Origin of the sequence: Rhizobium sp. BK456, from assembly GCF_014194045.1 — a bacterium.
In the GTDB taxonomy this organism is placed as follows: Bacteria; Pseudomonadota; Alphaproteobacteria; order Rhizobiales; family Rhizobiaceae; genus Rhizobium; species Rhizobium redzepovicii.
On record NZ_JACIAO010000003.1, the window covers coordinates 427,859 to 454,153 of the forward strand.

General features: G+C 59.4%; 32 protein-coding genes and 1 tRNA gene. 1 reads left to right on the forward strand and 32 read right to left on the reverse strand.

Annotation, left to right across the window (positions count from 1 at the left end; translation table 11 throughout):
* Window positions 1-63 precede the first annotated feature (63 nt).
* The 13 genes from FHX03_RS11745 to FHX03_RS11805 form a co-directional block, all read right to left on the reverse strand.
* Window positions 64-327 (reverse strand): hypothetical protein, encoded by a 264-nt coding sequence (locus tag FHX03_RS11745; protein WP_183853727.1) that lies wholly within the window; start codon window positions 325-327, stop codon window positions 64-66.
* 49 nt (window positions 328-376) lie between these two features.
* Window positions 377-682, reverse strand: coding sequence for a hypothetical protein (locus tag FHX03_RS11750; protein ID WP_183853729.1), 306 nt, complete (start codon window positions 680-682; stop codon window positions 377-379).
* 234 nt (window positions 683-916) lie between these two features.
* On the reverse strand, window positions 917-1,303 hold the full coding sequence (locus FHX03_RS11755) for a hypothetical protein (RefSeq protein ID WP_183853731.1): 387 nt from the start codon (window positions 1,301-1,303) through the stop codon (window positions 917-919).
* Entirely contained in the window at window positions 1,300-1,896 is a 597-nt protein-coding gene (locus tag FHX03_RS11760) for a lysozyme (RefSeq protein ID WP_183853733.1), read from the reverse strand. Before FHX03_RS11760 ends, FHX03_RS11755 begins: the two co-directional genes overlap by 4 nt.
* Window positions 1,883-2,134 (reverse strand): hypothetical protein, encoded by a 252-nt coding sequence (locus FHX03_RS11765; RefSeq protein ID WP_183853735.1) that lies wholly within the window; start codon window positions 2,132-2,134, stop codon window positions 1,883-1,885. Before FHX03_RS11765 ends, FHX03_RS11760 begins: the two co-directional genes overlap by 14 nt.
* A gap of 594 nt (window positions 2,135-2,728) precedes the next feature.
* Window positions 2,729-3,166, reverse strand: coding sequence for a hypothetical protein (locus FHX03_RS11770; RefSeq protein WP_183853737.1), 438 nt, complete (start codon window positions 3,164-3,166; stop codon window positions 2,729-2,731).
* Between the two features lie 195 nt (window positions 3,167-3,361).
* On the reverse strand, window positions 3,362-3,718 hold the full coding sequence (locus FHX03_RS11775) for a hypothetical protein (protein ID WP_183853954.1): 357 nt from the start codon (window positions 3,716-3,718) through the stop codon (window positions 3,362-3,364).
* Window positions 3,718-4,860 (reverse strand): hypothetical protein, encoded by a 1,143-nt coding sequence (locus tag FHX03_RS11780; RefSeq protein ID WP_183853739.1) that lies wholly within the window; start codon window positions 4,858-4,860, stop codon window positions 3,718-3,720. The genes FHX03_RS11775 and FHX03_RS11780 overlap by 1 nt, the downstream gene beginning before the upstream one ends.
* Window positions 4,860-8,495, reverse strand: coding sequence for a host specificity factor TipJ family phage tail protein (locus FHX03_RS11785; RefSeq protein ID WP_183853741.1), 3,636 nt, complete (start codon window positions 8,493-8,495; stop codon window positions 4,860-4,862). The genes FHX03_RS11780 and FHX03_RS11785 overlap by 1 nt, the downstream gene beginning before the upstream one ends.
* A complete protein-coding gene (locus FHX03_RS11790) occupies window positions 8,410-8,880 on the reverse strand; it encodes a C40 family peptidase (RefSeq protein ID WP_183853743.1) in 471 nt (156 codons plus the stop codon). Before FHX03_RS11790 ends, FHX03_RS11785 begins: the two co-directional genes overlap by 86 nt.
* Window positions 8,880-9,383 carry a DUF1833 family protein gene (locus FHX03_RS11795; RefSeq protein ID WP_183853745.1) on the reverse strand — a complete coding sequence of 168 codons (504 nt, stop codon included), beginning with the start codon at window positions 9,381-9,383 and terminating at the stop codon, window positions 8,880-8,882. Before FHX03_RS11795 ends, FHX03_RS11790 begins: the two co-directional genes overlap by 1 nt.
* Window positions 9,384-9,392: 9 nt before the next feature.
* On the reverse strand, window positions 9,393-9,746 hold the full coding sequence (locus FHX03_RS11800) for a hypothetical protein (RefSeq protein WP_183853746.1): 354 nt from the start codon (window positions 9,744-9,746) through the stop codon (window positions 9,393-9,395).
* A complete protein-coding gene (locus FHX03_RS11805) occupies window positions 9,743-12,112 on the reverse strand; it encodes a tape measure protein (protein WP_183853748.1) in 2,370 nt (789 codons plus the stop codon). Before FHX03_RS11805 ends, FHX03_RS11800 begins: the two co-directional genes overlap by 4 nt.
* Before the next feature lie 75 nt (window positions 12,113-12,187).
* Here FHX03_RS11805 and FHX03_RS11810 point away from each other — a divergent pair, with 75 nt between their 5' ends.
* Entirely contained in the window at window positions 12,188-12,412 is a 225-nt protein-coding gene (locus tag FHX03_RS11810; RefSeq protein ID WP_183853750.1) for a hypothetical protein, read from the forward strand.
* Here FHX03_RS11810 and FHX03_RS11815 read toward each other — a convergent pair.
* The 19 genes from FHX03_RS11815 to FHX03_RS11905 all read right to left on the reverse strand — a co-directional run bounded on the left by FHX03_RS11815 (window position 12,409) and on the right by FHX03_RS11905 (window position 26,136).
* Window positions 12,409-12,615: a hypothetical protein gene (locus FHX03_RS11815; protein WP_183853964.1), complete on the reverse strand. Its 207-nt coding sequence runs from the start codon at window positions 12,613-12,615 to the stop codon at window positions 12,409-12,411. The genes FHX03_RS11810 and FHX03_RS11815 overlap by 4 nt on opposite strands.
* A 5-nt stretch (window positions 12,616-12,620) precedes the next feature.
* Window positions 12,621-12,977, reverse strand: a complete 357-nt coding sequence (locus tag FHX03_RS11820) for a gene transfer agent family protein (RefSeq protein ID WP_183853752.1) — start codon at window positions 12,975-12,977, stop codon at window positions 12,621-12,623.
* Complete coding sequence (locus FHX03_RS11825; RefSeq protein WP_183853753.1) at window positions 12,977-13,417, reverse strand: phage tail tube protein; 441 nt, start codon at window positions 13,415-13,417, stop codon at window positions 12,977-12,979. Before FHX03_RS11825 ends, FHX03_RS11820 begins: the two co-directional genes overlap by 1 nt.
* Window positions 13,418-13,458: 41 nt before the next feature.
* Window positions 13,459-13,875: a DUF3168 domain-containing protein gene (locus FHX03_RS11830; protein ID WP_183853755.1), complete on the reverse strand. Its 417-nt coding sequence runs from the start codon at window positions 13,873-13,875 to the stop codon at window positions 13,459-13,461.
* A gap of 2 nt (window positions 13,876-13,877) precedes the next feature.
* A complete protein-coding gene (locus FHX03_RS11835; RefSeq protein ID WP_183853757.1) occupies window positions 13,878-14,336 on the reverse strand; it encodes an HK97-gp10 family putative phage morphogenesis protein in 459 nt (152 codons plus the stop codon).
* A complete protein-coding gene (locus FHX03_RS11840; RefSeq protein WP_183853759.1) occupies window positions 14,333-14,683 on the reverse strand; it encodes a head-tail adaptor protein in 351 nt (116 codons plus the stop codon). The genes FHX03_RS11835 and FHX03_RS11840 overlap by 4 nt, the downstream gene beginning before the upstream one ends.
* 153 nt (window positions 14,684-14,836) lie before the next feature.
* The gene (locus FHX03_RS11845; RefSeq protein WP_183853761.1) at window positions 14,837-15,247 is read right to left on the reverse strand and encodes a hypothetical protein; all 411 of its coding nucleotides are present in this window, start codon (window positions 15,245-15,247) and stop codon (window positions 14,837-14,839) included.
* Between the two features lie 18 nt (window positions 15,248-15,265).
* On the reverse strand, window positions 15,266-15,808 hold the full coding sequence (locus tag FHX03_RS11850) for a head-tail connector protein (RefSeq protein ID WP_183853763.1): 543 nt from the start codon (window positions 15,806-15,808) through the stop codon (window positions 15,266-15,268).
* Window positions 15,771-15,968 carry a hypothetical protein gene (locus FHX03_RS11855; protein ID WP_246699224.1) on the reverse strand — a complete coding sequence of 66 codons (198 nt, stop codon included), beginning with the start codon at window positions 15,966-15,968 and terminating at the stop codon, window positions 15,771-15,773. Before FHX03_RS11855 ends, FHX03_RS11850 begins: the two co-directional genes overlap by 38 nt.
* A 56-nt stretch (window positions 15,969-16,024) precedes the next feature.
* A complete protein-coding gene (locus tag FHX03_RS11860; RefSeq protein ID WP_183853767.1) occupies window positions 16,025-17,299 on the reverse strand; it encodes a phage major capsid protein in 1,275 nt (424 codons plus the stop codon).
* A gap of 81 nt (window positions 17,300-17,380) precedes the next feature.
* Window positions 17,381-17,998, reverse strand: coding sequence for an HK97 family phage prohead protease (locus FHX03_RS11865; protein WP_183853768.1), 618 nt, complete (start codon window positions 17,996-17,998; stop codon window positions 17,381-17,383).
* Window positions 17,995-19,272 carry a phage portal protein gene (locus tag FHX03_RS11870; protein ID WP_183853770.1) on the reverse strand — a complete coding sequence of 426 codons (1,278 nt, stop codon included), beginning with the start codon at window positions 19,270-19,272 and terminating at the stop codon, window positions 17,995-17,997. Before FHX03_RS11870 ends, FHX03_RS11865 begins: the two co-directional genes overlap by 4 nt.
* The gene (locus FHX03_RS11875) at window positions 19,272-20,843 is read right to left on the reverse strand and encodes a terminase large subunit (RefSeq protein ID WP_183853772.1); all 1,572 of its coding nucleotides are present in this window, start codon (window positions 20,841-20,843) and stop codon (window positions 19,272-19,274) included. The genes FHX03_RS11870 and FHX03_RS11875 overlap by 1 nt, the downstream gene beginning before the upstream one ends.
* Window positions 20,844-20,851: 8 nt before the next feature.
* Complete coding sequence (locus FHX03_RS11880; RefSeq protein WP_183853774.1) at window positions 20,852-21,316, reverse strand: terminase small subunit; 465 nt, start codon at window positions 21,314-21,316, stop codon at window positions 20,852-20,854.
* A gap of 123 nt (window positions 21,317-21,439) precedes the next feature.
* Window positions 21,440-21,661 (reverse strand): HNH endonuclease, encoded by a 222-nt coding sequence (locus tag FHX03_RS11885; RefSeq protein WP_183853776.1) that lies wholly within the window; start codon window positions 21,659-21,661, stop codon window positions 21,440-21,442.
* Window positions 21,662-21,735: 74 nt separating this feature from the next.
* Window positions 21,736-21,812, reverse strand: a tRNA-Met gene (locus FHX03_RS11890).
* Between the two features lie 470 nt (window positions 21,813-22,282).
* Window positions 22,283-23,611, reverse strand: coding sequence for a hypothetical protein (locus FHX03_RS11895; protein WP_183853778.1), 1,329 nt, complete (start codon window positions 23,609-23,611; stop codon window positions 22,283-22,285).
* A gap of 2 nt (window positions 23,612-23,613) precedes the next feature.
* The gene (locus tag FHX03_RS11900; RefSeq protein ID WP_183853780.1) at window positions 23,614-24,057 is read right to left on the reverse strand and encodes a hypothetical protein; all 444 of its coding nucleotides are present in this window, start codon (window positions 24,055-24,057) and stop codon (window positions 23,614-23,616) included.
* A 219-nt stretch (window positions 24,058-24,276) separates the two neighbouring features.
* Window positions 24,277-26,136 carry an AAA family ATPase gene (locus tag FHX03_RS11905; protein WP_246699225.1) on the reverse strand — a complete coding sequence of 620 codons (1,860 nt, stop codon included), beginning with the start codon at window positions 26,134-26,136 and terminating at the stop codon, window positions 24,277-24,279.
* Between the last annotated feature and the right edge of the window lie 159 nt (window positions 26,137-26,295).

Sequence of the window (26,295 nt, forward strand, 5' to 3'; positions counted from 1 at the left end):
GTCGCCCCCCTGACGCTATATCTCCCGATCGGCGACAACAGCGGACTCAGGAACGTGCTGCTATCAAGCACTGAAGGCACCACACGTTTCTCCGGCAACGCGGGTAAAGCGATAGGTGCCAGGCGCAGTGATAGCGAAGGCCGGTCGGAACGGAGTCAGCTCGCCTACGTCAGTGTAGCCGCCAGCGTCATCCTTGAGCGTGATGCGTACTCGAGCCTGCGAGGTTGTCGCCCCCTTTATGCCAACGGTCACGGTGGATCCGGAGGCAACGACAAGGTCAGACGAATTGGCCGCGGTGGAGCCCACCGCGAGAAGTTCTGCAGCCATGATAGTTTCCTGAAATTTGTGGATTGCTCGTCGGCCTTTGGGCCGGTCGTCAGCCGCGCGTGGTGCGCCGAGGCTGGTTTTCGTAGAGGCGGTCTAACCGGTCGTTGAGGCCGTCGATGCGATTGCCGACGCCCTCGATCGCCTTCATGATCTGGCCCGTCTGCTCTTGCATGCCGGCCTTCGTCACGTATGTTTCTGCGGTGTGCAACTTATGTTGGGCCAAGTCGGCCGTATTCTTGTCGGCCTTGTCCTCGGCGACCTTCACCTTGGCCTCTACCCGAGCCCAGACGCGCCAGCCGGCGCCCATGAGCATCACGAAGAAGCCAACAACGGCCATAATCTCCGGTCCGGTCATGGCTTCGGCCTCTGCGATGGCACAGCAGTCAGGCGTCCGTCGCGATCTAGGATGAAATCAACCAGCGCGAGGTTCCTGCGATAACACTTGATCAGGGACAATCTATCGGTGATCCAGAGCCTTTCGAGTCGCTCCTGCGCAAGCGGGCCATCGCCCAGATCGACAGGAAGATTGCACTTCTTGAGCAACTCGTCGGACGGCCGCGCAATTCGCGGCGGTACCGCGGGCGTGACTTTAACGGACTTCGTTAATGCGGCGCACTGAGGGAGAACGAAGCACAGGCTCGCCAGCATTAGGATCTGCAGCAGCTTCATTGGCCAGCTCCTTTATTCGGGTTTCAAGTTTGGAGTTGGCGGCTAGCATCTTGGCGATGCGGGCAGCTTCGCGCGCTTTCGCAGCGTTGTTAGCGGCGACTTGCCGCTCCGTCTCGGCGATCTCCGCTGTGTGGTAGTCGTTGACGAGCTTGTCGATGCGCGCTTGATAAACGATTGCGGCCCGGACGTAACCGCGGTGGTCGATGTAAGCGACCGCGCCAAGTAGGGCGCCGGCCAGAACCATCGCTGCGACAACGCTGACGAGCCATTTGTCGACGCCCAGGAGCTTTGCTAAGAACCCGATCATGAGCTAAGCCCCGACACGCAGATCTCAGCTTCGCCGGCGCGCTGGGCGTCGCCCATCTCTCGGCGCTTGACCAGCCCTTGCACGATGTGGCCGCCGGCCTTGTTCCAAGCCGTCTGCGCTTCGCAGGCCTCGCGATAGCGCCCCTGCACGGCAAGCCGCGCCGCGGTCGAATTGACCATGCCCGATACGCCAAAGTTATAGGCGCCGGAAATCATGGCCGCCTGGACACCGATCGGGAACCGCGTGAAGCCCTTGATCTGTTTTGCCAGCGGCTCGTAGTAGTCGCGCTTGACGCGAACCTCGAGGATGGCGTCACATTCGGCCGGCGTTTTCGTGAGCCCGGGCGGAACGGGCTTGCCGTCGATCTGGGTCTCGCCATGGCAGATGTCATAGATCTTAGCGAAGGGATCCCAGTGCGACTTGAGTACGAGGCCTTCCCACGGCTTGATGAGCGTATCGGTCGCGAGGATGACTGCGGCCGGTCGCTCCGGCTCTTTGAAATACGAGCCGCCACCGGCGAGCACCGCCGCCAAAACAGCCGCGGCAATGGCCGACTTGCCGCGCTTGGTGGCGACAATCTTATTTATCGGCAACTGGTGCCTCCTTCTTTTGGATGAGCAGCCGCGCGACATATGCGCCGCCAAGCAGCGCAAGCGTCAGCCACCACGGCAGGTAATCGCCGATGACCGGCACGACATTGAGGATGATGTCGGCAACCGCGGCGAGCTCGATGAGGCGGAGCGACCAGGCTTTTTTGTAGACTGCGGCCGCATCGGGGATGAGCACGCGCGCGAAAGCGTCACGCGCGCCTGTGAAAAGCGTGCGAAGCACGGTGGGCTCCGAGGATTTGAGAGTGATTTAGAGGTTCAGCGTGGCCTTGAAGGCGGCGACTGCCAGCGTGGCGCGCTGATCGGCGCCGGCTTCATTGAGATCCAGGAGGCGGCTTGGCTTTTAGCGCGGCCGCGCATCAAATGATGTCAGGGAGGTGGGGTAGCCAAGCCTCGACATCTTCGCCCTTCGCCATATTTCCCTAACACCATCAAGGAGGGAAATATGTTTCGAGCACTAGCCGTTATTCTATCTGTCAGTGCCACAGCTATCCTGTGCCAGCCCGTTTTTGCAGCTGATATGATCGAGGGCTATCGCCCGCCCCCGGCTACGCGCCATGTCGTTTACCACCCTAAAAAGGTGTATGTCAGGAAGACCGTTCACGAGTGCGGTCAGCTATTGGTGGAGTACCGCCCGCCGTACCGTCCTCACACGGAGATTGTTACCATCTGCCATCCACGCAAGTATGTCCTTACCCGATACTGACGGCCGATGTTTTCAGGAAGGCGGCAAGCCGGGCTGTCACCGATCACAGAGGTTCGGACGGTCGCAAAGAATTGCGATCGATCCATGGAAGACTCCGGATTGTCGGAAAGGTCAGCGCTGCTTAGGAGCTATCTGAAACATGAACGGATAGAAGTTGCCGCCCCGCTTGATCGGGTTCCAGCCGAGCCAGAGCTTGAGATAGAAGCCGAATGCCAGCGGCATATCACGCTTTACAGTGAAGGCCGAGTTGGTGTCTTCAACGCCGAGCAATTCGGATTGCCAGCCGTTGCAGGGATTTCGCCATGTCCAGCGGGTCCGCAGCCACCAGAGTTTGAAGCCCCTGGCTGCAGGGTCGAACCCCGCGACACGTTGCGGGATGTAGCCGTCGAGATCAGCGTTCAGCGTCGAGAACCACCGCCAGCGGCCGGGCAGAACTGGGCCGTGCTTCATTGACCATGCTGCCAGAAATGGCGAAAGCAGATAGGCCAGCCCGACGAAGAGGAGGTTGACGGGTAGGTAGGCGATGTAGCGGAGAATGCACTTGCTCATACCCTCACCCAACGTTAAACCCCGCGCTCAAACTCGAATGGAGTTTATCGGAAGGCATACTTCCTCGCTTTTTGGAGGCTGGAATTGCTAAAGGACGAAACACGTAAGGCGGTTCTGCTCGCCGTCGGTATCGGGAGCGCTTTTTTGATAGCCATTCGCTACGGCATACACGCCGGCTATATTATCCCCTGATGGTCAGAGAGAAGCCGCCGCGGCGAAGAACTCGTCGATCTGCTGGGCAGAAAAGCCCATGGCGGCAAAGCCGGCGGCCATCATCGGACTGTCCTTCACGAACGTGCCGCTATACTCAAACGCGTCCTGCATCTCGCCATCCTGCTGCGCCACCCACGCCTTGACCGCATCGATCAGGCCTGCTCGTCGAAGCATCACTCGAAACTGGCGCGCCGAGACCGAGGTGACGGGCAACGGCTTGTTGAGATAGGTGATGACAGCCTGATCGTCATCAGCCAGCAGCTCAACTGCAAAATCTTCCTGCGGTTGCTCGAACAGGCCACAGATATCGCCATCGGCGTTTCGCATCACGTAAGGCATTATGGAATCCTCTTGCATGGAAAGTGGAACCCATCAGTCCACACCCAGAGATTGCCCGCGGCACCGGCGACTTGCCGGACCTGCTTGTTGGTGTTCGTCCAGATGTCGCTGGAACCGATGGCATAGTTGCTTGCGACTTGGATCGCGCCCGCAATGCCGCCGTCATTGCCGATGCCGGCGATGAGTGTCCCTTGGGCCGGATCATGTATCAGCGCGGCATTGGTTGTTGCGCTTGACGAGAACTGGATCCGAAGCTTGGCTTTAACCTTCACGCCGTTAGGCACGGTAATGGCGAGGAGAGCCGAAGTCGTAGAAATCGCGGCGCTGACTGCGTCCTTGACCGGCGAGGTGTATGTGTACTCGTCTCGAGAATTCATGATGAATTCACGGATATTCGAGCTGCCATCCGTCAGCGCAACAGCGATCGGCGCCATTACGTCGTAGCCGCTCAGCAGCGAGAGATTGACGCCGCTGACCGTTGGCGACGTCGAGAGCACCACCTCGCCCGTCCCGTCCGACTGTTTGCGAAGCGCATAAACGAAATAGGTGGCGCCCGCCGCCGTCGTGCCTGTGTCCAGGCCACCGCCATTGCCGGCCACCCAAGTGCCATTGATGTTCTTGGTGAGGGTGCTGGCCGTGGATGCGAACTTGCTCAGCGCCTTCACCGTGAAGGCGGTAATATCCAGATGCGTCAGCGGATTTGATCCGTTGGGGCTGGCGATGCCGCCCTGAACGAAATCCGGTCCTAGCAGCGGAGCAAGCCAAGTGCTGAGAGCGGTCAGCGTGAGGCTCTTTGTGTCGCCAGCTACAGTATCCCAAATCCCCAGCTTGTCGGCGCCGGTGGGCGCCGTCTTTGCTGTTGCGGCATTGATTGTCGTGCCGAGGCCACTGAAAGTCACGGCATTGGTTGCCGTGTCGAGCACCAGCAGCAAGATGTCGTCGGATCCGTCATAAAGATAGAGCTTCAATTGTCCGGCCGTGGCCGTCGATATCCAGATAGTCCCTGCCACAGCATAGGACGGCCGCGAGGCGCCGGAATGAGCGCTCACGGCGGCCTTGAAATTGTCGTCGATCCGCGACGCCATAGCTGACGGCGTCGCGGGTCCAGTTGTCGGAACACTAAAGGTGGTTGCTTGCGTCATTACGAGTTTCCATAGCCCTTGGCCACAAAGTCGAAGGTCCGCGCGACTGGCGTTCCTGAGGAGTTTCTAAATCTGATGGTGAAGCCCGAAGCCGTCTTTGCAGTTATCTCGGAATAGTCGCCGGTCTGCAGGTCCTGCGCGGCGATGGAAATGCCGCTCAGCTCGTAGTAGGCAGGTGAGAAGTTGATCGTGCGCCCTGACGTCGTGACCAACAGGTCGTTCTCGGCAATGACGCGGTCTGGCATGTCGACGGTCACGCCCAGCGATTCGACCACTGGGGTCACATCGAACTGGAGCGACAGGAGACGCGCTCGGAAACGGTATGCCCGGGCCGACACGTCGGCAGTCGTAAGCTCGGCCCAGTCAGTCCACGTTGGCGACCCGGCCGGGTTGTCGTTGGTCAAGGAAACCTCGACGCGCACATTCCACAAGGAGTCGGACGCTAGGCCGAAGTACTCCGGAACGCCGAACCAGTCGGAACGTGTAAACAGGTCAAGGCTTGCAACTTCACCAAAGGCGCTGAGGCTGGCCGAGACACGCGACGTGTAGACGGCGCCGAGATCGACGATGTCGGCAAACTCGTATGTCCCTTCCGCCTGGAAGCCTCCGATCGACAGAAAGAAGTCGTCAACCGAGAACCAATCGACGAGCTCGAAGATATCCGACGCCGTATCAAGCCGCAGCGCACCGCCAGCTGCCACAACATTGGTCTTGCTTCCCGTGAACCCGGGATCTTCTTGCAATGCCTCGACAGCGTTGAAGGCGGTCAGTGGATTGACCGTGCTAACCACCAGCGCCGCATTATCCGACATCAGGCCGGCATAGTTCACCGCCTTGATCAGGTAGGTGCCGACCATCGCCGGAACCTGCGCCTGCGAGCCAACCACGTTGGTCCGCAGCTGTGAGGCAGTCTGCCACGTCGCCCCTGTGACCGCCGGCGAAAACCGGATCTCGCAATGAGAGAGGGCCTGATCAACCTGCAGCGTCCATTGCAGCATCGCGACATCGCCGCTGATGGCGACCCGGAAATCGTCGATATCCGCCGGATTCGAAGCAAAGATCGCGCAGACGAAGGACGCCGTCAGAAAGCCGGAGAGCTCGCCGTTCGCGAAGACGGCACGGATGCGAACATCGTAGACGCCCGTCGCTAGATCCACGAGACGGATGGCCGGCGCGCTGACGCTCGACGTGGTGATCCATTGGCTGTCGCCATTCGCCCGGTACTGCACGATATACGAGGCAGCAGCGCCAGCATCCGGCGCCTGCCAGGCCATGTCGATGGCTGATGTAGCCGGCGACGTGGTCCAGACAGTCTCGACATAGGAGAAACCTGTCGGGGCCGAGGCGCGATAATCCGGAACCGGCGCAATCCCTGTCTCGAACTCCGGGATCGTGCCGGTGTCGGCAGTGAGGATCGCCGGAGCGTCGTCAACAAGCTCGATGCGAGCCGATAGATCCTGCCGCGCGGAAACGCTCTTGACGCGAAGCACGACGCTTTCGAAGCCGTTCTCGCCAAACAGAGCAAGATCGCCGGTTGCCGGCAGCTCACCCGTGTCTGAAAACGCGAAGCTCCTGAACTCGCCATCGATGCCAGCGACTTGACGCACCAACGTCGAGCCGTCAGCCAGGCGGAACCGCATGGAATAGGTCTTGCCGGCCTCCATACGCAGCGTGTCATCGAGGACGACACCATCAGGCGACGAAGTCACCGACCGCACCCTCGCCGACCCAGCGCCCCACAAGACGACGTCATGGTTGACGCGGACACGATCGCCGCGCGTGCAAACGAGGTTTTCAAAGTCGGTATCGAGCGAATAGGTTTCGCGCTGCAGTCGAAGCTGGGCGAGATGGTACCGCCCGTGCTTCCAGATCAAGTCCTTGTCCGTGACGCCGGAAAAGTCGAGACCCTCGAATTTAGTGGCGTTGGCTTCATTATAGCCGTCGTCATAGACGACGCGCTCGTCGTTCAGGTAGCCGTTGTCACGGTTGATGAAGCTGACGCGGAAGCCATGCGGCATGTCGACATAGGCGCGTGTGGACGAGAAGTTTGCCGAATTCCGCGGCGAGAAGTGCTGGACGATCGGCGAATCCGCGATATCCCAGACGACACCCCACCGCCCATCGCGAAACGATACGGCAGCGCGGCCGGCGGCAGCGATCTCGGTGAGCCGGTCATAAACCGACTTCTGGTCGTTCGCCACGAGGTCGAAAGTAAACCCCTTCGCCTCGCAGTAATCGCGCCAGTCCTGCAGGCTGACGAGGTCGATCGATGCGCCATCCACCGGCCGCGCATTGCCGTTGCCCTGCAAGACCTGCCGGAAGTGATCGGCTGGATTGCGGGTGACTTGGCCTGACGACCATGTCGTGCCGTTCCATGCCCTGATCTTCGGGCTGGCAATGCAGTTGAGCGTGTTGACCGTACCGTTGAGCTGGCCGGTTGCCCTGATCCGCATCGCGATCAGCGTCAGCGGCTTCGTGAAGCTGATGACCGGCTCGTTGCGTCTGCCGCGCACTGCGGTCCAGTACACGGTTTCTACAACGTTGTCCTTCCCGCTGTAATCGGGCGACGACTTGCTGAGCCGGACATCATATTTGCCACGGGCGACAGCCTTGCTCAGCGTCCTCCGCATTGCCTGCGGCGAATTTGCGGTCAGATCAAAGGTGCCGAGTGCCAGCCATGTGCTGGCGCTGGAGAGCTTGTACTGAACATCAACGGTGACCGTATAGTTGACGCGGGAACCATCTTTTGCCTTGAGCCGGTAGACGCCATTTGGCGCTCCGACGTCCACCGAGATCTCATCGACATTATCTGCCGTCGTCCGCTGCACCCATCCGGTTGGCCCATCCAGGACAACGGACACGTCTTCCTGATAGACGGGCTTGGTATAGAGCGTCACGGGCGTGACGGTGTGGTCCTCGATGATCTCGTAGCGGACATCCTCGAATTTCGAGATTTCGGTTTCGCCGATCTTCAGATCGGAAACGGCGATCGGCCCATAGCCGACGACGAAGAGCATGCGCAGATACTGGTCGTCTCCGACCAGCTCAGTGTAGGCGCCAGCCGCGTAGGGCGGAGAAATACGGTGTGTGCCGAAGATCTCCGGGATTGCGCCGTATTGCGCGGCTTGGTTCTGCGCGCCGCCGATCGAGTAGAGCGTTGTGGTGTTGGGCAGGTTGTTGGACGGCTTCGCCACCGGGAACAGCGCGTTAATCGCCAATGTACCGGCAATCGTTATGCCGGCCCCAATCAACCCGGTCGCGACACTGGCTGCGGCTCCGGTAAATCCCAGTACGGCGCCGGCCAGCCACGGAGCAGCCACCGCCGCAACAAGGGCAATAACCAGGCCGGCAATCGCACGCAACGCGCCCTTGCCCGGCACCTTAACGATAGTGACGGAGACGCCAGGCTTTACGCGCACGCGCGCCCAGTTCTTCGGCTCGATGGGGTGGCCGCCGATGGTAACGTGCAGTCGGACTGGCTCAATCCCGCAGAAGGAGATGATCTCTACGATCGACAGGCATGCCGGAACTTCGAAGTGCTCTCTCTGCTCACGGAGAGGAGAGCGGCGCAGATAGACGTTCACCATCTCGTTCGGCCCGATGATCTGGGGCGTCACGTTGCGGGCTATCAACATGGATTATCCTGTAGAACCCGGTGATCCGGTCGCGCCATCGCACGTCGGCCATCCGTTCAATTTGAGAGGGGTGCGGCCCTTCCGAGTGCAGCATGCGCCCGGCGCCGACGAATATCCCCACGTGGCTGTCGTGCCGGCCGGCGCGCATCAGGACGCAATCGCCAACCGCAGGAGTTTCCACCTGAGCCCAATCGCGCTCGCGCTCCGCCTTCATCAGCGGCCCGATATCGCGACTGTCAAAACGCCTTGATTCCATCTCGGCGACATAAGTGGGCAGCAGAATTCCAAGAACGTCGCGGTAAAAGAGGTAAAGAACGCCCCAGCAGTCCGCCCCGTCATAGCCTCGGCCGTGGGGCACGTAGGGGATCCCGATATATCGTTCCATCAGAACAGTCCTGGGAATGCGCCCGGCGTGAACTGGCCAGCTGGATGCGGCTCATTGATCAGACCGTCGGCCACGAGGGTCACCGAGATCGTGTGATCCTCAATCGTCGCGTCCGACATCTGGAGCAATGGCATCGTGATCTCGACCGCGTCGGGATCGGACGCAAGGATGATTTCCAGCATAATGCTTGGCGGCGTCTGAAAGCTGCGCAGGATAGTAACGAGCGAGCGATCGATGTTGTCCATCGTCAATTGGACGCGGGGCGGACTGTCGCCGCGGTCATCCGGAAGCGTGAAATCAAATGGCAGGAAGATGTACTGCTCACCCCGGCTCTCCGTTCCGTAAACCAATGGATCGTCCGACAGGCGAGTTGTGGCGTCGCTCGAGAGGTAGATCGGCTCTTCGAGATCGTCGTGCGTTACCGTCAGGAGGCAGATGATGACTTCATCCGATTCCTGCGAATAAAGCGCGGCGATGAAGCCGGGCGACAGGTTACGGGCCATGGTGTTTCCTTATGGGAGCACTTCGAGCGCCAGCGACACATACCACTTGGCACCAGTTCGGCTGGCTTTGTACGGGCTCACGATACGAACGAGATTCGCCAATCCCCCAAGTTGATCGGGAAACAGAAACGCCTCGGCGCCATCGAGCAAGTCGGTTTTGACAAAAGACTTGAACGCCTTGTATTGCCCCGCGCTCATGACCATCTGACCACTCTCTTTCGAGACATTTGCCGTGGTGCGTTGCCGGGTCTTTGCTGGCCCGATCGAGTTTTCGGAGCGCAGAACGTTATCTGCGCCCTCTTCTTCATGTGATGTTGTGGTAAAGCACTGAGGTAGCGCATCGGGCCAAATGGGAACCGTCATCGTCTTGCTAGCCCTCCTTTGAGCCCGAACTGCGAAGCCATTGCCCCTCGAGACCGCGAGCCTGGTGTCGACATCTTGTCAGCGACCAGGTCGTCGACCAGAACATCGACCTGGGCTCTGCCGGCTGATTGTTTCGATTGCTGCTTGATCTGGGAGGACGAGTTGTTCGTGATGTTCACGAAAACCTCCTTGTCACCTGTCGACTTGTTGCCAGCTAACTTCGGAAGCGAAGGAGCTCCGACGAAGCCCCCGCTGGCGTAGCCCTGCAATTTGCGAAGGTTCTCGACGCCGATCCGCCTGGTAGCGTCGGCGTCCATGACGTATTCGCCCCTGTGGACGATACCGGCCGGCTCATATTTGCCACCTGGCCCAGTATAACCACCGTCCGACCAAAGTCCTGGCGAAGCAGTGGCAGCGTTGAAGCCGCCTCCCCCGAAACCCTTCATCAGGCCGCCAATCCCTCCGCCGCCAAACAGGCCATCGAATGCCGCATTGAGCGCCATGTCGATCAGTTTTTCCGTTACCTTGTCCAGGGCGCCGGCAAGTGCCTCGGACGCCGACTTGCCTTCGCGGAGATCCGAGATAAAGCCGCCAACCACATCCTTCGCCAGCGACTTGAAATCGTCTGCGCTCTGGCGAACCAGGTCCTGGCTATGAGCGAGTTGCTCCGCTTCCGAACTTGCGGACGCATAGCCATTGGCAAGGTCAAGCATGGCTTGCGCCTGCTCTCGAGCCGAGGGTGATAGCCCATCGAAGTTGCCAGACAGTAGTTGCGTGACGTCCTTTAGTTCTTTTCCGACCGCGAGGCCGGATTTCTGCGCTGCGGTCAAGAGGTCGGATGCTGCTCGAGCTCGCTCGGAGGCAAACCCGTAGTCGTCGATCAGCGGATTTACCGTTGCTTGGGCCGCCGCTTCCGCCTGGACGGCGGCCGTGCGCTCCTTGATCTGATCGATCTCGCGCTGGTAGTCGCTTTCACCGCCGCCGCCACCGCCGCCACCGCCGCGACCTTTACTTTTGCCGCCGCCACCACCCTTGCTGATTGCGGGCTTGAAGTCGGCGATCGAAACTGGCTTTACTTCGGTCGGTTTGAACGGCCCGAACTGCTCAAATGGCCCAAACTGCTCGGCCTTTTTCGGCTTAACGGGCTCAATTCCGTTCTCACCGACGGTTAGGCCGGATACGGTCGCGGGAATATTGGCGGCGGCGGCCTGAACCTGAGCAAGTTTGGCCTGGACTTCATTCAGTCGTGCGATTGCGTCGGTGTTGTCGAAACCCAGCGAGGTATTGAGGGCTATGCGTTCCTGAAGAAGCTTAACTTCTTTATCCAGGCTAGACGTCTCTTCTTTTGCCTCAGTTGCGTCTACATTGATGACGTTGCCATCGCTATCCGTAACGCCGAGAGCCTCATTCAGCGATTTGAAGGCGTCGGCATTTCCTACACTCCCAAGAAAGCTGTCGAACTCCGCTTTTGCAGACCGTATCTTCTCAATCAGCCCCGACACATCAAACGAGTAGATCGCATTCGCGGCGGTATTAATGCCGCCGGCGAATTTCTCGCTGGCACCTGTAGAGTTATTGAACTCGTGAACAACATCAATTAGCGCGGTCTGCAGATTGGTTGTGGCTTGCGCGACCGTCTGAGTTGCGCTTGCCGCCTTCTGCTCGAGGATGGGGGCGCCGGCCTCGAACGCGCGGAAGAACGCCTCCGAAGAGACCTTGCCGTCGACAATCAACTGCTTCAACTGGGCAACGGATCCACCGGCCTCCTTTAGGCCCGCGGCAACCGCCTGCGCGATGGTTGGCGCGCCCTCAAGAACGGAGTTGAACTCCTCCGCGTGGACTGTTCCAGATCCGAGGGCCTGCCCCAACTGAAGCAGGGCACCCTGCGCCGCTGTAGCGTCGGTGCCGGCGACGCGCAACGCGAGCGCTACATTGCTGGTGAAGCCAAGCAACTCCTGGGAAGAAACGCCAAGTTCCTTTTGGCTCTGCGCTGCGCGGCCGTATAGCGTCGCCAGCGTTTCGATGGGAGCACCGTTCGCGAGCGCCGCTTTCGAGAGGCTCTGATAAACCTTCTCAAGTTCCGAGCCAGATAGTCCGGCGACCTTGAGAGAATTGTCGATTCTTGTTGCCGCCTCGGACAACTTCAGTATCTCCTGAGCGATCTTACCCGTTGCCAGGCCGGCGGCGATTGCAACGCCCGCTTTGGCGAAAGAAAAGCCAATGCCCTTGCTGACAGCGTCGGTCTTCTTCTCGATCGCGCCAAGTTGCCGGTTGGCAACGCCCTGCGCGCGGCTCATCGCATTTTCGTATTTCTTGATGTCAGCAGAGAGCTGGACAACAAGACGCTCTAGGTCGGTCGCGGCCACTAGCTTCTCCTGCTAGATTATACTGGACAAATTTTTGAATTATCGTCATGGAATCCCGTGTTAAGGGGGGCGCAGATGAGGCTTTTTGTTTTGGTGGCGATTGCTTTTCTTTCTGCGTCTGCGGCGCAGGTGGAGACCTACAGGCTCATTCAGGCGACGGGGAATACTGAACGAGAGGCCGCGCGGGGTCTGTCGAAGCAGGATTGCGAAGAAAAGAAGCGAGAGCTTATGGCTATAACTGTCGCTATTGGCGCTGCCGGCTCCGTGACCTGCCTTCCGGAAAGCTTTTTTAAGTCCTAGCCTTCCATCCCCTGCATCCATTTCCAGACGTCTTCGACCTCTGCCGATGTCATCTTGCCATCATCCGAACTGTTTGCCTTCACGTACCATTCCAGGGCGGCCATGAATTCCCACATCGACAGGGCCTTTATGTCGTTAGGAGTGAAGCCGAGAACGGCGCCGGTTCCGTATATGGCGCCAAACCTGATCTTGCCGTTCGGCAAGTCGTCTATTGGCCCATCAGACTTGGCGCTTCGTGCTCCCCCAGCGGTTCATCCGGAGCACCGAGAAGCGCGGCGGATAGGATGGCAACAGCAAAAGGCAGGTTCTCGAGTGGAGGGCGATTTTCGACGTATGCCCGCGTCTTCGCGAGCGCGTCAGTGGGCGTCATCCCACCGCCGATCAGCCCGAGCCTGATGATATTGGATAGATCCTGGATACGCCAAGCGCCGGAGTGCAGCCGTTGGAAAATGACATACGGGCCGGTGTCCGTGGCTTCCTGAAGCAGGGCGAGTTCGCCCCACCTCATTGAGAAGCCATAAGTTCCGTCGGCCCAATCAAGAGTGATTGAAGCATCACGAGACATCAGAGAGTATCCGTACGAACAAGCGCGCCGTCGCTCTGCATCGAAACGTTCAGTGTGACACGACCGCCCTGCTCTGCGCCGAGTTCAAGCGACTCCACATGCATGTTGCCGGTCCATGTTACCGTGCCGGACGAGAATTCGATCTCGATCTTAACCGGAATAGATTCGGTGCTTTCATAAGCATCCAGCCAGGTAGTGACGGCTGCCGCAGCAAGAACGCCCTCGCCCGACACGGATGCCGAAATACTCTCGACGTCTCGACCCAGCACGATAGGAGCATCGGGCTCATCGCAGTCTGGGAGGCTGACTTCCGAAAGCGACTTTGTCAGCGAAAGCGACTTCGAAGTGAAGCCGCAAGGTGCGGCGTAGACAATCGGACCGGAGCCGGAACCGAGTAGAACGCGAAATTTGCCGAAGCGTGCCGTTACTGGCGTAGCCATCGTGGTCTCCAAAAATGTGGTGTTGGTTATCCGGCCGCGCGCTACGGTAGCTCGACGAATGCCGTGATGGTGATGAGGGCGCGATTGGTGGCGCCGTCGCTCTCGCGCTGGTAACGCGTGATGCGGTGGTTGATTGTCGCCAACGCGTTCTGCGTCAGTTCAAATTCAGCTTCATGAAGAGATGATCGGACCGCGGCAGCGATCTTGCTGACCTCGGCGCTGCTGAATGCCTCGCCGCCGCCCCAAGACCAGCAGTCGATTTGCATATTGATTTCCATGCCATCGATGCAGTCCGCTCCGTCCGTCGTCGCGTCCCACGGACCCATGGAAATGTATGGTGAAGCGACAGCCCCGTCTGGCGGCCTGTCGAAGATCCTGGTGCTGACAAATCCAGAAACGGCCACGTCTGCGCGCAGGCGCGCTATCACCGCGGCCTTGAGCTCAAAGATTGGATCCAAGTTTAGCTCCCGGCCGCAACCTCTTTGGCTGCCTTATTAATCGCGCGCGTGATGCGGCTTTTGATCTTTTTGCGATTGGCCCTGTAACTCACAAAGAAAAAGGGTGACGCAGGGATGGCAGGAATAGTAGCTCCGGCAAATTTGCCGCCGGCCGCATGCGAGGCTGTGCCAAATTCCACAAAACGAGCGTAGTACGCGGTCGCGTTGCCAGCATAGACGGTGATGGTCAAATCACCGCCAACTGACTGCACCTTGCCCAGCGTCAGAGCACCTTTTGGAGCCCTGCCCCACGTCCACGCAATGCTATCGCGAAGATCACCACTGTCTGTCGGCACAAGCGACCGCATCATCGTGACAATCTCGCTGGCGCCCTGCTCCATCGCCTCTCGGATGCGCACCTTGGCAACCTGCGGCAAGCGATCAAGCTTGCGCTGCAGTTCCTTCAATCCCTTGATGGTCATGCGTCTGTCTGCGCGCCGGTTGTCGCGAGGAATTCGATATAAGCGTTCTTCTGGTCGAGATTGGTCGGCGGTGAAACGATCGAGTAGACCGTCGACGAACGCTGATCGACGGCGCGCCACGTCGCGCCAATCTCTCTGGTCTGCGATGATGAGCGGACGCGTATGGTGTATGGCTGAATGCCCTGCAACCGGCTGGCCATCGCGGTCTCGGACCCCATGCGCGGGATTATCTCGGCGGCATCAATGAACACCGTCTCGAATTCGCCGGTCACCGTATTGCCGAATCCATCGTCGCTCTCGCCACGCTTTTGAAACTGCAGCCGAGACCTAAGTTTTCCTGCCGTCATTGCATGGCCTTTCGGTCTTCTCTGCCTTGCCGGCGTCTGTGGCCTTCGCTGCACAAGCGCGCGTAACCAGCCGCACCATTCCTGCCTTGTAGGCGATGGTAACGGCCGGTTTAGGCTTCCAGTCCATGTCCGCTGTAAAGCGAACCCATGGCATCAGAGGGCGACGCCCGGGAATTGAATATCGACTGCGAGCACGGTCGTCGACTTCGCCAGGCCAAGCTGACAGATGTATTCGCCAGAGCCGACATCTGCCAACGGGCAGATGCCGCCCGCGGTATCCGAGAGAAAATATGCCGTTCCAGCAGTCAGCGTGGCGCCAATGGTGATGTCGCCGCTCTTGTGGACGGCGATTGGCTGATTGAGCGAGGCGCCATTCAGGGCGATTGCCGTTGCCTTGCGAGCCTCAACAGTTGCCGAGTTCGAATCTGCGAGCATCCACTTTTTGGTGGTGGAGCTAAGGTATACGGCCTTGCCGGCCGCGATAGTTTCACCGGCGACGCCGGTGACAGCGGACGAGTCCGCGCCAGCCACGACGTTAGCCGCGGTAATTACGAGATCTGCCATTGGTGGTTCTCCTGCGGACTACGCGCCGCGTCTATAATTGCAAAGCAGTACGTCGAATGCAGACCACCCGGGCAGCGCATCGTTCTCGCGCCTCTCGTAGGCTTCAGCGATCCAAAGCAGCATTGCGTGTTTGATGGATGGCGGCAGAGCGACGTAACCGACGACTGCAGTCAGCGTGATGCGCGACCCGTTGCGTGGCGCCGGCCACTGCTTGCCGTATGCCGGCACGATCGAAGCCTCGAGGCCATCAAGCCGCGGCTCGGTATCTCCCGCAACAACGGTCGAGTCTGTGCCGTCTGTGGCCACATATGCAATGGATGTGATCGACTGCACCGGCGCCACTGGAAGCCTATCGAAGTCGCAAAAGCCGTCGCACTTCACCTCGACGGTCTGTGTCGCAAGAGGCGTATTGCAATACCGCTCAACATAGTCGCGAGCGGCGGAGATCAGCGCCGCGAAAAGTGCGTCATCGTCGTTATGGAGAACGACGCACTGCCGCTTTGCTTCCTCGACGGAAACCGGATCAGTCGGCGCTTGCGTTACCTTCGGTGGATACCACATTCGCCTTGCCCTTCTTGGTCTTGGTCGGCGCGGGTTCGGCGCCTGCCTTCTCGGCAAAGCCTGCCGCGATGAGGCGCCCCGCCTCATCGTCATCGAATTCGTACTCGTCACCTGGCGACAAACTGAATTCCGAACCGGACAGGCCGGCAATCATTTTCAAAAGCATCTCGCCTCCAGAAATGGATGCGGGCCGACCGAAGCCAGCCCGCCCATTGATTAGGCCTGCACCAGGTACTTGACGGCTGCCGTGTCGAGCAGCTCACCATCGAACCGGATGAGGCCGGCGATGCCGAGATCCGGCCAGAAACGTTCGCGGAGAACGCCGATAACCGGGCTGCCGACCTTACGGACCCAGTACTTGCCGAGATCGCCGAAGAGGATGGTCTTGTTGCCGGTTGCGATGTTCGCCATCGCCTGGTTGATCGCGTAGCGATAGCCGAGCAGTGTGCCGGGAGCGCCTTCCTTGACGTTGCCCATCTGCCAGAGGTAGTTGCCCTGGCCGTCCTTCAGCTTGCGGATGGCCGCCAGCGTCAGGTCGTTGAACATGAAACTGACTTTCGGCGAGATGCGGTATGCCGGGTCGACTGCATGCGACAGATCGATGATCTCGTCGGCAGCAATCGCGGTTGCCGAAGCGGCAGTTTTGCCTGCGCTGGCCGCCGTCACAATGCCGTTCGGTGCGCTGGAACCAGTGCCGGTCGTCAGCTGTGCGTTGGCGAGGCGGCCGAGACGTTCGCCCAGCAGGTCGGCCAGCAGAGTTTCCATGCTGAAAATGGAATCCTGCGCGAGCTGCCAAGAGAACTTCACGAACTTCGTGTTGAAGTCGTAGGCCTCGAGCTGCTTCTGGCCGAAGACGGCGTCGGCAGAACCGTCGTCAGTCAGCGCGGTGCCTTCCGTGCCCTGAACGCCAGTCTTGCCGGTGTCGTCGGTCGTGGGAATTGGCAGCTGATTGCCGGCATTGGTGACGAGCTCGCTGACGATGCTGCCATCGTACATCGGACCCCACGCCTTCATAGAGCGAACGAGCATGTTCTGCAGCTCGACCGGCACGGTATAGCCGCCGGCAGTGTTCGTGCCACCGGTCTGGATACGCTGTTCGATATTCTCGACACCGGCGCGCAGAACCTTGCGCTCCTCAGCATCGAGGTTACCAATTTCCGCGCCGTTGGCGAGAAACTTGAAGAAGACCTCGCGATACTCGGCTTTTTCGCCGGTCTCAGAACCAGCAGCGCGAGCTTCGCCGGCGGCGCCGGGACGCTTCTTCGCGCGGTCTTCATCCTGCCGGGCAGCGAAGCGCGCTTCGAGTGCGGCTTGGTCTTCTTCGCGCTTGATATTGCGCTCAACGCGGTCGAACTCTGCCATGATTGTATCGTGGCGCTGTTCGAGCTCGACGGAGCGGGCTTCGTCTGTGTTCTTTTTGATTTCGTCCAGGGCGGCGCGGGCTTCCGTTACAAGACGGCCGCGCTTTTCCTGCAGCTCAGTGAGAGTCATGCAAGTCTCCAAAAATGGATCTATGTTTTGGGGTGGTGATGGCAGGACGTCTGTCCGGCCCTCCGGCAGGTGGCCGGGTGACTACGCAGCGTCCTGCCGGATGCCACGAATCTTTTGCTCCATTGCGGCGCGCTTCTCGGCGACGCGGCGAGCGGCGGCTGCGGCGTTTTCTGCCTTGCGTCGCTCGTCTTCCCTCGCCTCTGCCCTGATCGCCTCAAGCGACCGGAGACCGACGGACGTATCCGGGTAAGCGGGGAAAGTGACGATTGAAATCTCGCTGATCTCAACCTTCTCAAGCGTGCGGCCGGGTGGATGGGTGGTATCGTCCCAAGTCTGCTTGACTGCCCTGAAACCAAAAGAGCATCCGCTGATGTCGCGGCGCTCTACTAGCTTGCCGATGTCGCGGCCCAGGCTTGTGTCAGGAAGGTCCACCTCGAAACGTAGGCCAATTTCGTCCTCCCATAGACGAAGCGTGCCGCTCGTCGTCCGGCCCAGGACATTATCGCTATCGTGGTTGAAGAGGCACCGCACATCGCCCTTGATCGTTTCGGTAAACGCGCCAGGGGCGATCTGCTCCACGAAATAGTCGGCAATGCCAGTAGGAATGTTGAATTTCGCGGCGTAGCCAGTGAGCGTCCGCGTGCCGTCATCGGCGCGCAGCTCAATTTGTTGCGCTATGCGCTTCTCTAGTTCGCTCATGCGGCCTCGGCCTCATTATCGTTGTTGTCATTGGCCGGCGGATCGGTCGGCTTGGTTGCCGACTTCGTCTGCTGCGATCCAAGCGGCACGGTTGCCCCTTGGATATGAAGCTTTTCCGCCTCTGCGCCCTTGGCTGGCAGGTTTTCAAGCTTGCGAACCTCGTCCGGCGTGCGGATGGCGTTCTGGATCGCGATGCCATAGCCTTCCATGCGGGTCTTGAAGTCGCCGCGGAGAAGTCCGTCGAGATTGTGCTCGATATAGCGACTGCCTGCCGCCCGCCCGAAGAACTTCAGATTGATCTCGTCCTCAAGCGCCTTGGCCCACTGGCCAATCAGATGCTTGACGAGATGCAAATCCTGCTGCTCTGCATTGCTGAAAGTGGCGCGCGTAAGATCCTGCATGAATACCGGCGGAAGCTGGTAGGTTCTGGCGATCTCCTCGACCTGGAAGCGCCTTGCTTCGATCATCTGCCCCTTGGCAGGATCGAGGCCAACTGCCGTAAGGTCATAACCCGGCGGAATTGGGAAAACAGATTCCCCCGCACCCTTCGCAGCGTCGACTGCTCGCTTGATATCGGCCTGGGCGCGCTTGAGCGCTTCACCACTGGCCGGCAGCGGACCTTTCAGCGCGAGCGGCGGAACACCACCACCAGCGAAGAAATTCGAGCCATAATCGTTCATGGCGATGGCGAGTTGGATCGCCTTAGACGCCTGCGCGATTGGCCCATAGTGCCTCAATCCGCAACTGCGACGCATAAACGGCACGTCAATGACGTCCGCCGCGTCGTAGCTCTTGCCCTCGTAGTCGTATGTGACCTTGAGGCCGACGCGCTTGACGGTCGTCTTCGTCGGGTCCATCTGCCACAGCGAATCCACGCCTTGCGGCGTGCGCTCGATGTAAGCCAGCCCGCGGCCGTGGGTAAAAACCTGCTGCCAGAACCACTGCCAGAAGGCGAAAGAGCCAATTCCGTCGTTTGGCGCGATGTTGACCACCGTCTCCAAGCGACCGGTAATGCGCGTGGCGCCCGCCTTAGTGTCGCGATATGCGTGCCGCGGCAGTGCGGCCAGCGTGCGAGACAGAAACGCAACGGCGGCCCACACAGCCGGCACCGTCAACGCGCTGTCGACCGTAACGGCCGGCAAGTTGGCCGAATTGATGCCGAAAAACGCCAGGAAATTGTCGGCACTTACCGGGATCGTTGGATTTTCTATGGTTGCGCGCGTTTCCTGAGATTGTTCCGCGTTTCGGCGGCTAAACCAGTCTTTTATGGCCATTATGCCGCCTTTGTAATGGAAAATTCCGGGTCATCCCAAGGGCTCGACATATCAGCCGCACCTTCATACGTGCCAGCCATCGCTGTCGCCATGGTCAGCGCGACTGCGCCGTCGATACGTCCACGCGACTTCTGCTTGTCGAGCTTGCGGTTTCCGGATGGGTCAGGCTTGACGGTCGCATTCATCATGCACATCGTCAGGACAGGATGCCCGCCATGGGCAATCTTCTTGTTGAGGATCAGGCTTTCTAGTTCACGCAGCGCCGGCGACATGGAAGCGAAGCCCTGCCCGAATGGCTCGAACACCGCCGCGTCACCTTCAAGCTGCTCATCAGTGAAGCCCTCGGCCTGAAGCCACGGCTTCAGATGCCGCCAGTTCCAGCGGTCAAAAGCTATCTTGCGGATATCAAGACGATCAAACAGCCCGCGCAGGTAATGCGCGACGAACTCATAGTCGACCGTCGGCCCGGGTGTGGTCTCCAGCAGTTGCTGGCCGTGCCACACGTCATAAGGAACGCGGTCGGCTTTCGCCTTCTCCCGCAGGCTCTCGCCTGGTAACCAGAACGTCGGCTTCACATGCCAGACGCCATCGCGAGGCGCCATAAGCACCAGTGAGGTCAAATCTGACACTTCAGAAAGGTCAAGCCCGCCAAAGACAGGCAGGCCGTCGAAATCGTCGATCGGCGCATCACAGGCGCGCCAGACAGCAGGCGCGACAAACGGCGCCGACGCATCAATTCGCTGATTTAGGAACAGCCAACGAAAGCTGGCCTCCTTGCTGGGCATGCGGCTCGCCAGGAGAGAGAAGTCTTCGACATCCTTGATTGATCGGAACACGCCCAGCGCCGGGTTTGCTGCCGCCCATGCCTTACGGTCATCGAGCTCGCATTCTGCCGGCGCGGTATAGATGTGGCTGACAATGCGCGGATCCTTCGACGTCTCTGCGTCATCAATCCAGCGAGAAAACAAATCGTTGTCGGTGGCAGCCTGCGTCGAGATCGCAAATAGCATGGCGCGCCCCTCATAGGCGCCCTGCGATGTTTCGATGGCCTCGACGAAATCGTCGGTCGGGCCTTTGATCTGGCCGACCTCGTCGAGAATGGCCAGGATAGGCGATCCGCCGTGCGCGCTCTTGGCCTCAGCCGAGCTTGCCTGATATTCTACGTTCTTCGCCAAGCCGACAATCATCTTGGCTGACGGCACGATGCGCGCGAGCTTCGAAAGCTCCGACGACATCATCACCATCTTGGCGGCGTAGTTGAACACCTCGGCCGCCTGCTTGCGCGATCTGGCGCCGGAGACGATGCGGCCATTTTGGTACGCCTCAGGCCCGACGATGTGCGCCAGCAGCAGACAGGCAATCAAGCCTGTCTTGCCGTTCTTACGGGCAATCGATAGATAGGCGCGCGACGTCCCCATCGGGTTGTCATAGACGGCCAGAATGAATTTGCGCTGGAACGGCAGAAGCTTCACTGGCTTGCCGAGCAGTGTGCCTTCAGGCACCAGGCAGTAACGCTCGATGAACGCGATCACGCGCTCGCCGCGGGTCTTCGGCTTCGGCTTCTTTGCCATTCACTTTGCTAGTCCGGTCGCGCCAGCAGATCGTCCTCTAGGGGATTGTCACCCTCGATTTCCTTGGCTGCCCCTCGACGTTTCGCTACGTCCCTCGCCTCGCCCGCTTGCGCACGCGCGTGGAGCGACAACGACCGTCGGAACGACAGGATTGAGCTGGCGTGCATCTGCACAATTGATTTTCGCGGGTTTGCGACCGGCGTGCCCTTTTCGGAGTAGGCCACGCCACCTTCATCGCGCAAAAGCTTCTGCTCTCTGGTCAGATCGGCCATGGTGCGAGCTAGCATCGCGGCAAGCTCAAGCTGATGGGCAGACCAGTCTGACCGCGCGTATTCTGAAATAACGTTTCGGAAAAATGGCAGATCCTCCGCGTCAAGGGGAACATTGCCTGGAGGCTGAATCTCAGCCGCAGCTTTGGCCATCACGCGGACGGCCTCAGCGGCGCTGTCGATGCGAGCTTTCCGCTTGGCCATGGAAATTCCTCATGGAAAAAACTGTATTAGCACTAACGTTGAGTTGGGACGCGGGTACGGGCCGAGAGAGGGTCGAAGGTCGACCCACCCCCTCCACCTGTTGCCTAAATGCAACAATTTTGGTCAACCCATCTCGATCGGGTATCCATCGACGCCGTAGGTCACAACCTTCTTGCCTCGATCGATCATCTGCTTCGCGCTGTCATGGCAGTGCTTGCATAGTGATTGGAGGTTCAATGAATCGTAAAACAATTCAAGATCGCCTTTATGCGACTTGATATGGTCGACAACCTCGGCAGCGGTGATGTCCTCAGTGATCAGACAGAACTCACATAGCGGCTGCATTGAAAGCTGATGCTCGCGCAGTCTCTTCCATGCTGCCGTCTGATATAGGTGATGCCAAGCTGCCTTGGTGTACTTGGTTGTGGGGGCTGGACTTGAACCAGCGACCTTCAGCTTATGAGGCTGACGAGCTACCATGCTGCTCTACCCCGCATGAAACGAAGTGTGGACCCGAAGCCACGGATGGCCGGCAAGGGAACGCCACACGCTAGACGGCGATCAACCCGTCTGCCCGATTTGCACCCGGTAACCCATGAAACGAAAGCGCCAGGGAGTGCCGAGCAAGGGCATAGCCTTGGACTAGGCGCTCAACCTGGCGCAGGATTACCGCGTCGCGAGAGGAGGCGCGCTGCGGTAATGGTAGATGGCAGCCACCGCAGGACCGAGACCGGTCAACGAGGCGAAGTCGTGGGCCATGCCCTATAACTGCCAATGAAGTTGATGTGGGCATATCGCCGATCGGCAGCAGTTCGCGCTACGGCCGCAACACATCAATAGTTAGCCCCGGCTCATCTCTGGCCGAGGCTCCGTCGCAACAATCTGTGCGCCCGGAAAGGTGCGGGGAATGGCCGCAACCATCCCCTTCACCTGTAAAGGGGCACCAACCGCAGGAAACTTCCCTGCTCATCCTTCTGCGGCGTACTGAGCCAGTTCCATAGCTTCGATAAAGTTGTCGTTTGCTGCTCGGAGAAGACGACGCCCAGCATCCACGGCATGCCGACCGTGGTAGCCGCGTGCCTCTCCGAGTTCGGCCAAGCTCTTGGCACTCATCGCTTCAGTTAGGATGCGGACGTGGTTGTCCTGCATAGCATCGAGGCCTCGATTGAATGTCTCGCGATTCTCCCGCTGAGTGAAAATGTCGGCCCACGCTTGGCTTCCGCTTTCGCCCTTTTTGCCTTTTCGGCCGCCGATGAAGAGTTGGCGGAGGTTCGTTGGACCATACGGAAATCCGTCAGCGTATCGCTTGATCTCCGGCAGAACCGGCGTGTTGGCGTAGGCAGCAGCAAGCATTCGGCGCGCTTCGTCCTTGGAGGCGGCAAGCCGCTCCCCTTTCTTGGGATGAAGTTTAGGCGGCGTGGCTACGCGACCTTTCACTATCCAACGATAGTGAGCATTGCTGCCTGTTGTATCTTCCTCGGATCCTTTGTCTCTTTTTGATTTCTCCCGACTACCAAGCAGGGCGCCGACCGGCATCGGGATATCTGCCTCGATGACCTTGTCCATGACAAGCTTATGACCGCGCTCCGTTTGGCTGCCGTCGCTGAACCGAAGACGGCCGATGCGGACAATCACCTTGTGGCGGGTGAGTACCTTTTGGCCATCTATCATCCTCTCGTCCACATGCGTGCCGTACTCGACGTCACCACCGGTTGGGATGGAATGCACATCGCGGCTAGCCATCGCCGCAGCACGCTCATCGCCGGTCCAGCGAAGTAGATAAATTTCAGGTTTGCTTTTTCCAGGCACGAGCACCATTGGCTCCGCGCGATAACAGACAGGCAGATGTTCAATCTCTGCCTCTAAAAGATCCAGGCTAGGCTCGTATTCAATGGCGCGTTCGGTCCCGAAACCCTGATCTTCGTCAGGCGGCTGGTTGTCGTTAGCAGCAACGATGCGCCAGTTCGTCGATATTGTTGGAACTTCGGCCGGCTCCTCGACACCTTCGGCAACGCCTATCGGCCTGCTGCGCATGGCCAACAATGCGGACAATTCGGACAGATCCCGATGCCGTGCCTTTTCTATCTTCGTCTTTCTGACAAAGATTAGGTGATCGTGCTTCGCTGCTGCCTTTCGCCATTCGGCGACGGCGGCCCGATGTTGCTCAGGCGTTCTCTCACTCGCGCCATCGGTAGGTTTTGCTGTCGCGGGTAAAGTTCTGCTCTTGAAGATTTGTCCTGGAAACACAACTGAGCGATAAAATCCCGCCGGCACTGCCGCACTGTTATTTGTCATCTTCACTTGCTCCCCCTCGTTTTCCGATTTCGATAGCGTGACAGTGCCGCTTCGCCCTTTGCTGACAACGGCAGGTAATACGTGCCATCGCCATTCGGTTTCCAAGGCCCGAACATCTTTCGCGTTTCCAGGATCAACTGCGTGCGATCGTCAACGCGTTGATGGATGCTGTTGCGGCGGGCACCGAGAAATGCAGCTTGGCCCTTTGTGAGTCTGAGTTCCTTGCTGGACCATATTTGTGTGGATGCGCGCGCCGGTTCATTGTCATTCGCAGCTAGAAGACTACCGGCATCGGTTATCGTGGGCCGCATCGCAGCGGCATCATTCAGCGCCTCGAAACCTGCACGCTGCCCGCGAGGCAGCACCTTGTCATGCTTCATTTCAGGTGCCGCGCCGCGGCCCGGGAATGGTCCACCTTGAGTGGCGTAGGATCTGATGCGGATCATGACTTCCTCCTTCCAATTCGGGGATGGCGTTCCCAGCGCCTCCCCTTCTGTAAGAAGGGTAAATGCTGGGAACCTGGGAACGCCTACGTTTTCAATGGCTTAGCCGTTCCCAAAAATCTTGGGAACGCTGGGAATGGGAACGGGATTTTGTTATTTTTCAATGACTTAACGTTCCCATTCCCATGGGAATGACCGTTCCCAATCGCTGTTGGGAACGGATTAACGCGGCGCGCCGGAAGTGAAATTTCCCAAGCCGATGGCGAACAATCCACCGGGTACATCGAGCCACTTCGCGGCTTTTTCGCCTCGAGCCGCGGCCCTGACTATCTCGCCCCGCTCAAGCGCTTCCGACGCCAAGGCGTCGAGGCGGCCCTTGGCAATCCTACGCAGGTCATCAGGTAGGCGCTCGCGCATCTCGAACAGGCCGCTTGCGCCTGTCTTCGTGAACGGAGCACCAGCCGCAGCGGCCGCTTCGACAGCTATCACCAATGCGGCGCGGAGATCATCCTGGGCCGGCGCCGTGGCCCCCAAGCCAGAAGTCTTGTCAATGAGTAGGCCGTTGTCACTGCGGGCATATGTGCTGAGGATTCGCCGAGCGGCGCCGTTGGCCTTGACGACACCCCCGAGAACAATGCGGTTCGGCTGATACTCAATGCCAAGGGATTTGCAGGTTCGCTTTGCCCTCGCCTCGTCCGCTGGCCACATGGCGTACGCGAGGCGGAGCCCGTCGACGAGTGCAGTGCTGCCGCGGATTGCTTCTCGCGCATCAGCCAGTGACTCGATCGGTGCCTTGGACTTGCGCATATGATGCGCCGTCAAAACCGTCGCACCCGTTTCCGTGGCAAGCCTAGCTAACGAGGAGCAGACGAACTGGCCCGCCGTCGGATCCTCGTTGAGGGGCAGATGGGCAAAGCTTGCCAAGGGGTCAAATGTCACCAACCGGAGACCTTCGACGGTCTTGAGCTGATCGCAAATTCGCTTGAAGTCATCGGTTTCGATCAGACCGTGCTTGCGATCCTCTTTCCAGAACGCTCTCGCTCCACCGGCCGAAGGCAAGGGAACAACGATCATGCGTTTGCCAGCGCTACCAAAACGCTCACCCTTTGCGTCGAGAGCTGAGATGCGACGATGGACTTCATTGGCGTCGTCCTCGCTGGTGATCATTACTGATGCGCCCTCGCCCACCACTTTGCCCCCAAATATCGGAGGAGCGTACAGACCTGACCCGAAAGCCACGCGTCGGTGGAGCTCGAGAAGCGCGAACGACTTTCCTGTATCGCCGGCAGCCGAGACCATTCCTGGAATGCCCAGGGGAATTACGCCGTCGACGAGGTATTGAACCGCTGGCGCCTCACCGATGAAGCGGTCCACAGTCCATTCGAAGATGGAAACCGGCGTGGCGGCTGGCGTGTTGTCGTTGGCCGGCACTGGCGCGGCCGCCAGACACAGTTCCTCCAATTCATCTTGAGAATGCCCCGCGTCGAGCCAATCGCTGACGTCGCCCTTTGGCGGGAGGTCTGGAAGGTCAATCCGATAAGCGGTAGCAATGCCCGAAAGGCGATCGATGGCTGCGGCCGCCTTCTTGTCGCCGGTGGTGTCGTTATCGGCCAATACGTACACCGTGCGACCCGACAGAACCGATAGATCTTCCGGCCAAGAGCCATTCGGAACAGTCGTCGCCAGGTAACCGAGCGAAGCTAGACGATCCGCGTCCTTCTCTCCTTCTACAACGAAGACCGGGTCCGTCGAGTTCGTCGCGAGTTCGTGCGCTCGATAGAGGACGGGATCGCCACGGCCGTTGAGATAGCCGCCCTTGCCGTCATGCTGCCGCTGGATGAAGGTCTTGGGCTCCGTCGCGTGCTCATAGCGCAGAACATCGAATAGCACTTCGCCATCAGCCGATGTGTAGTCGTATGTCGCCGCATGGTGATATCCACGCGACGTCAGGTGGCGATCGCTGAACGGTCTCGGCGGTTCAACTTTAGGAACAAGACGAACGTGGGACGCTGGAGCGGGTCGCGCTTGGCGATCCGGTTCCCAATCGGGAAGCCCTGCTTTCGTACGGACATAGTCGCGCATCTCGATTGCGTCCTCACCAGCCAGGGGATGGACGATAAATCCCTCCGGCGCCGACGGGTCCAGGAGGACGCGAAGCGAGCGGTCCCTGCGAGAGTGACCGGGACCAGGCGCCGATATCTGGTTGCCCCTTGCCGTTCCACCCAGCGCAGCCGCGATTTC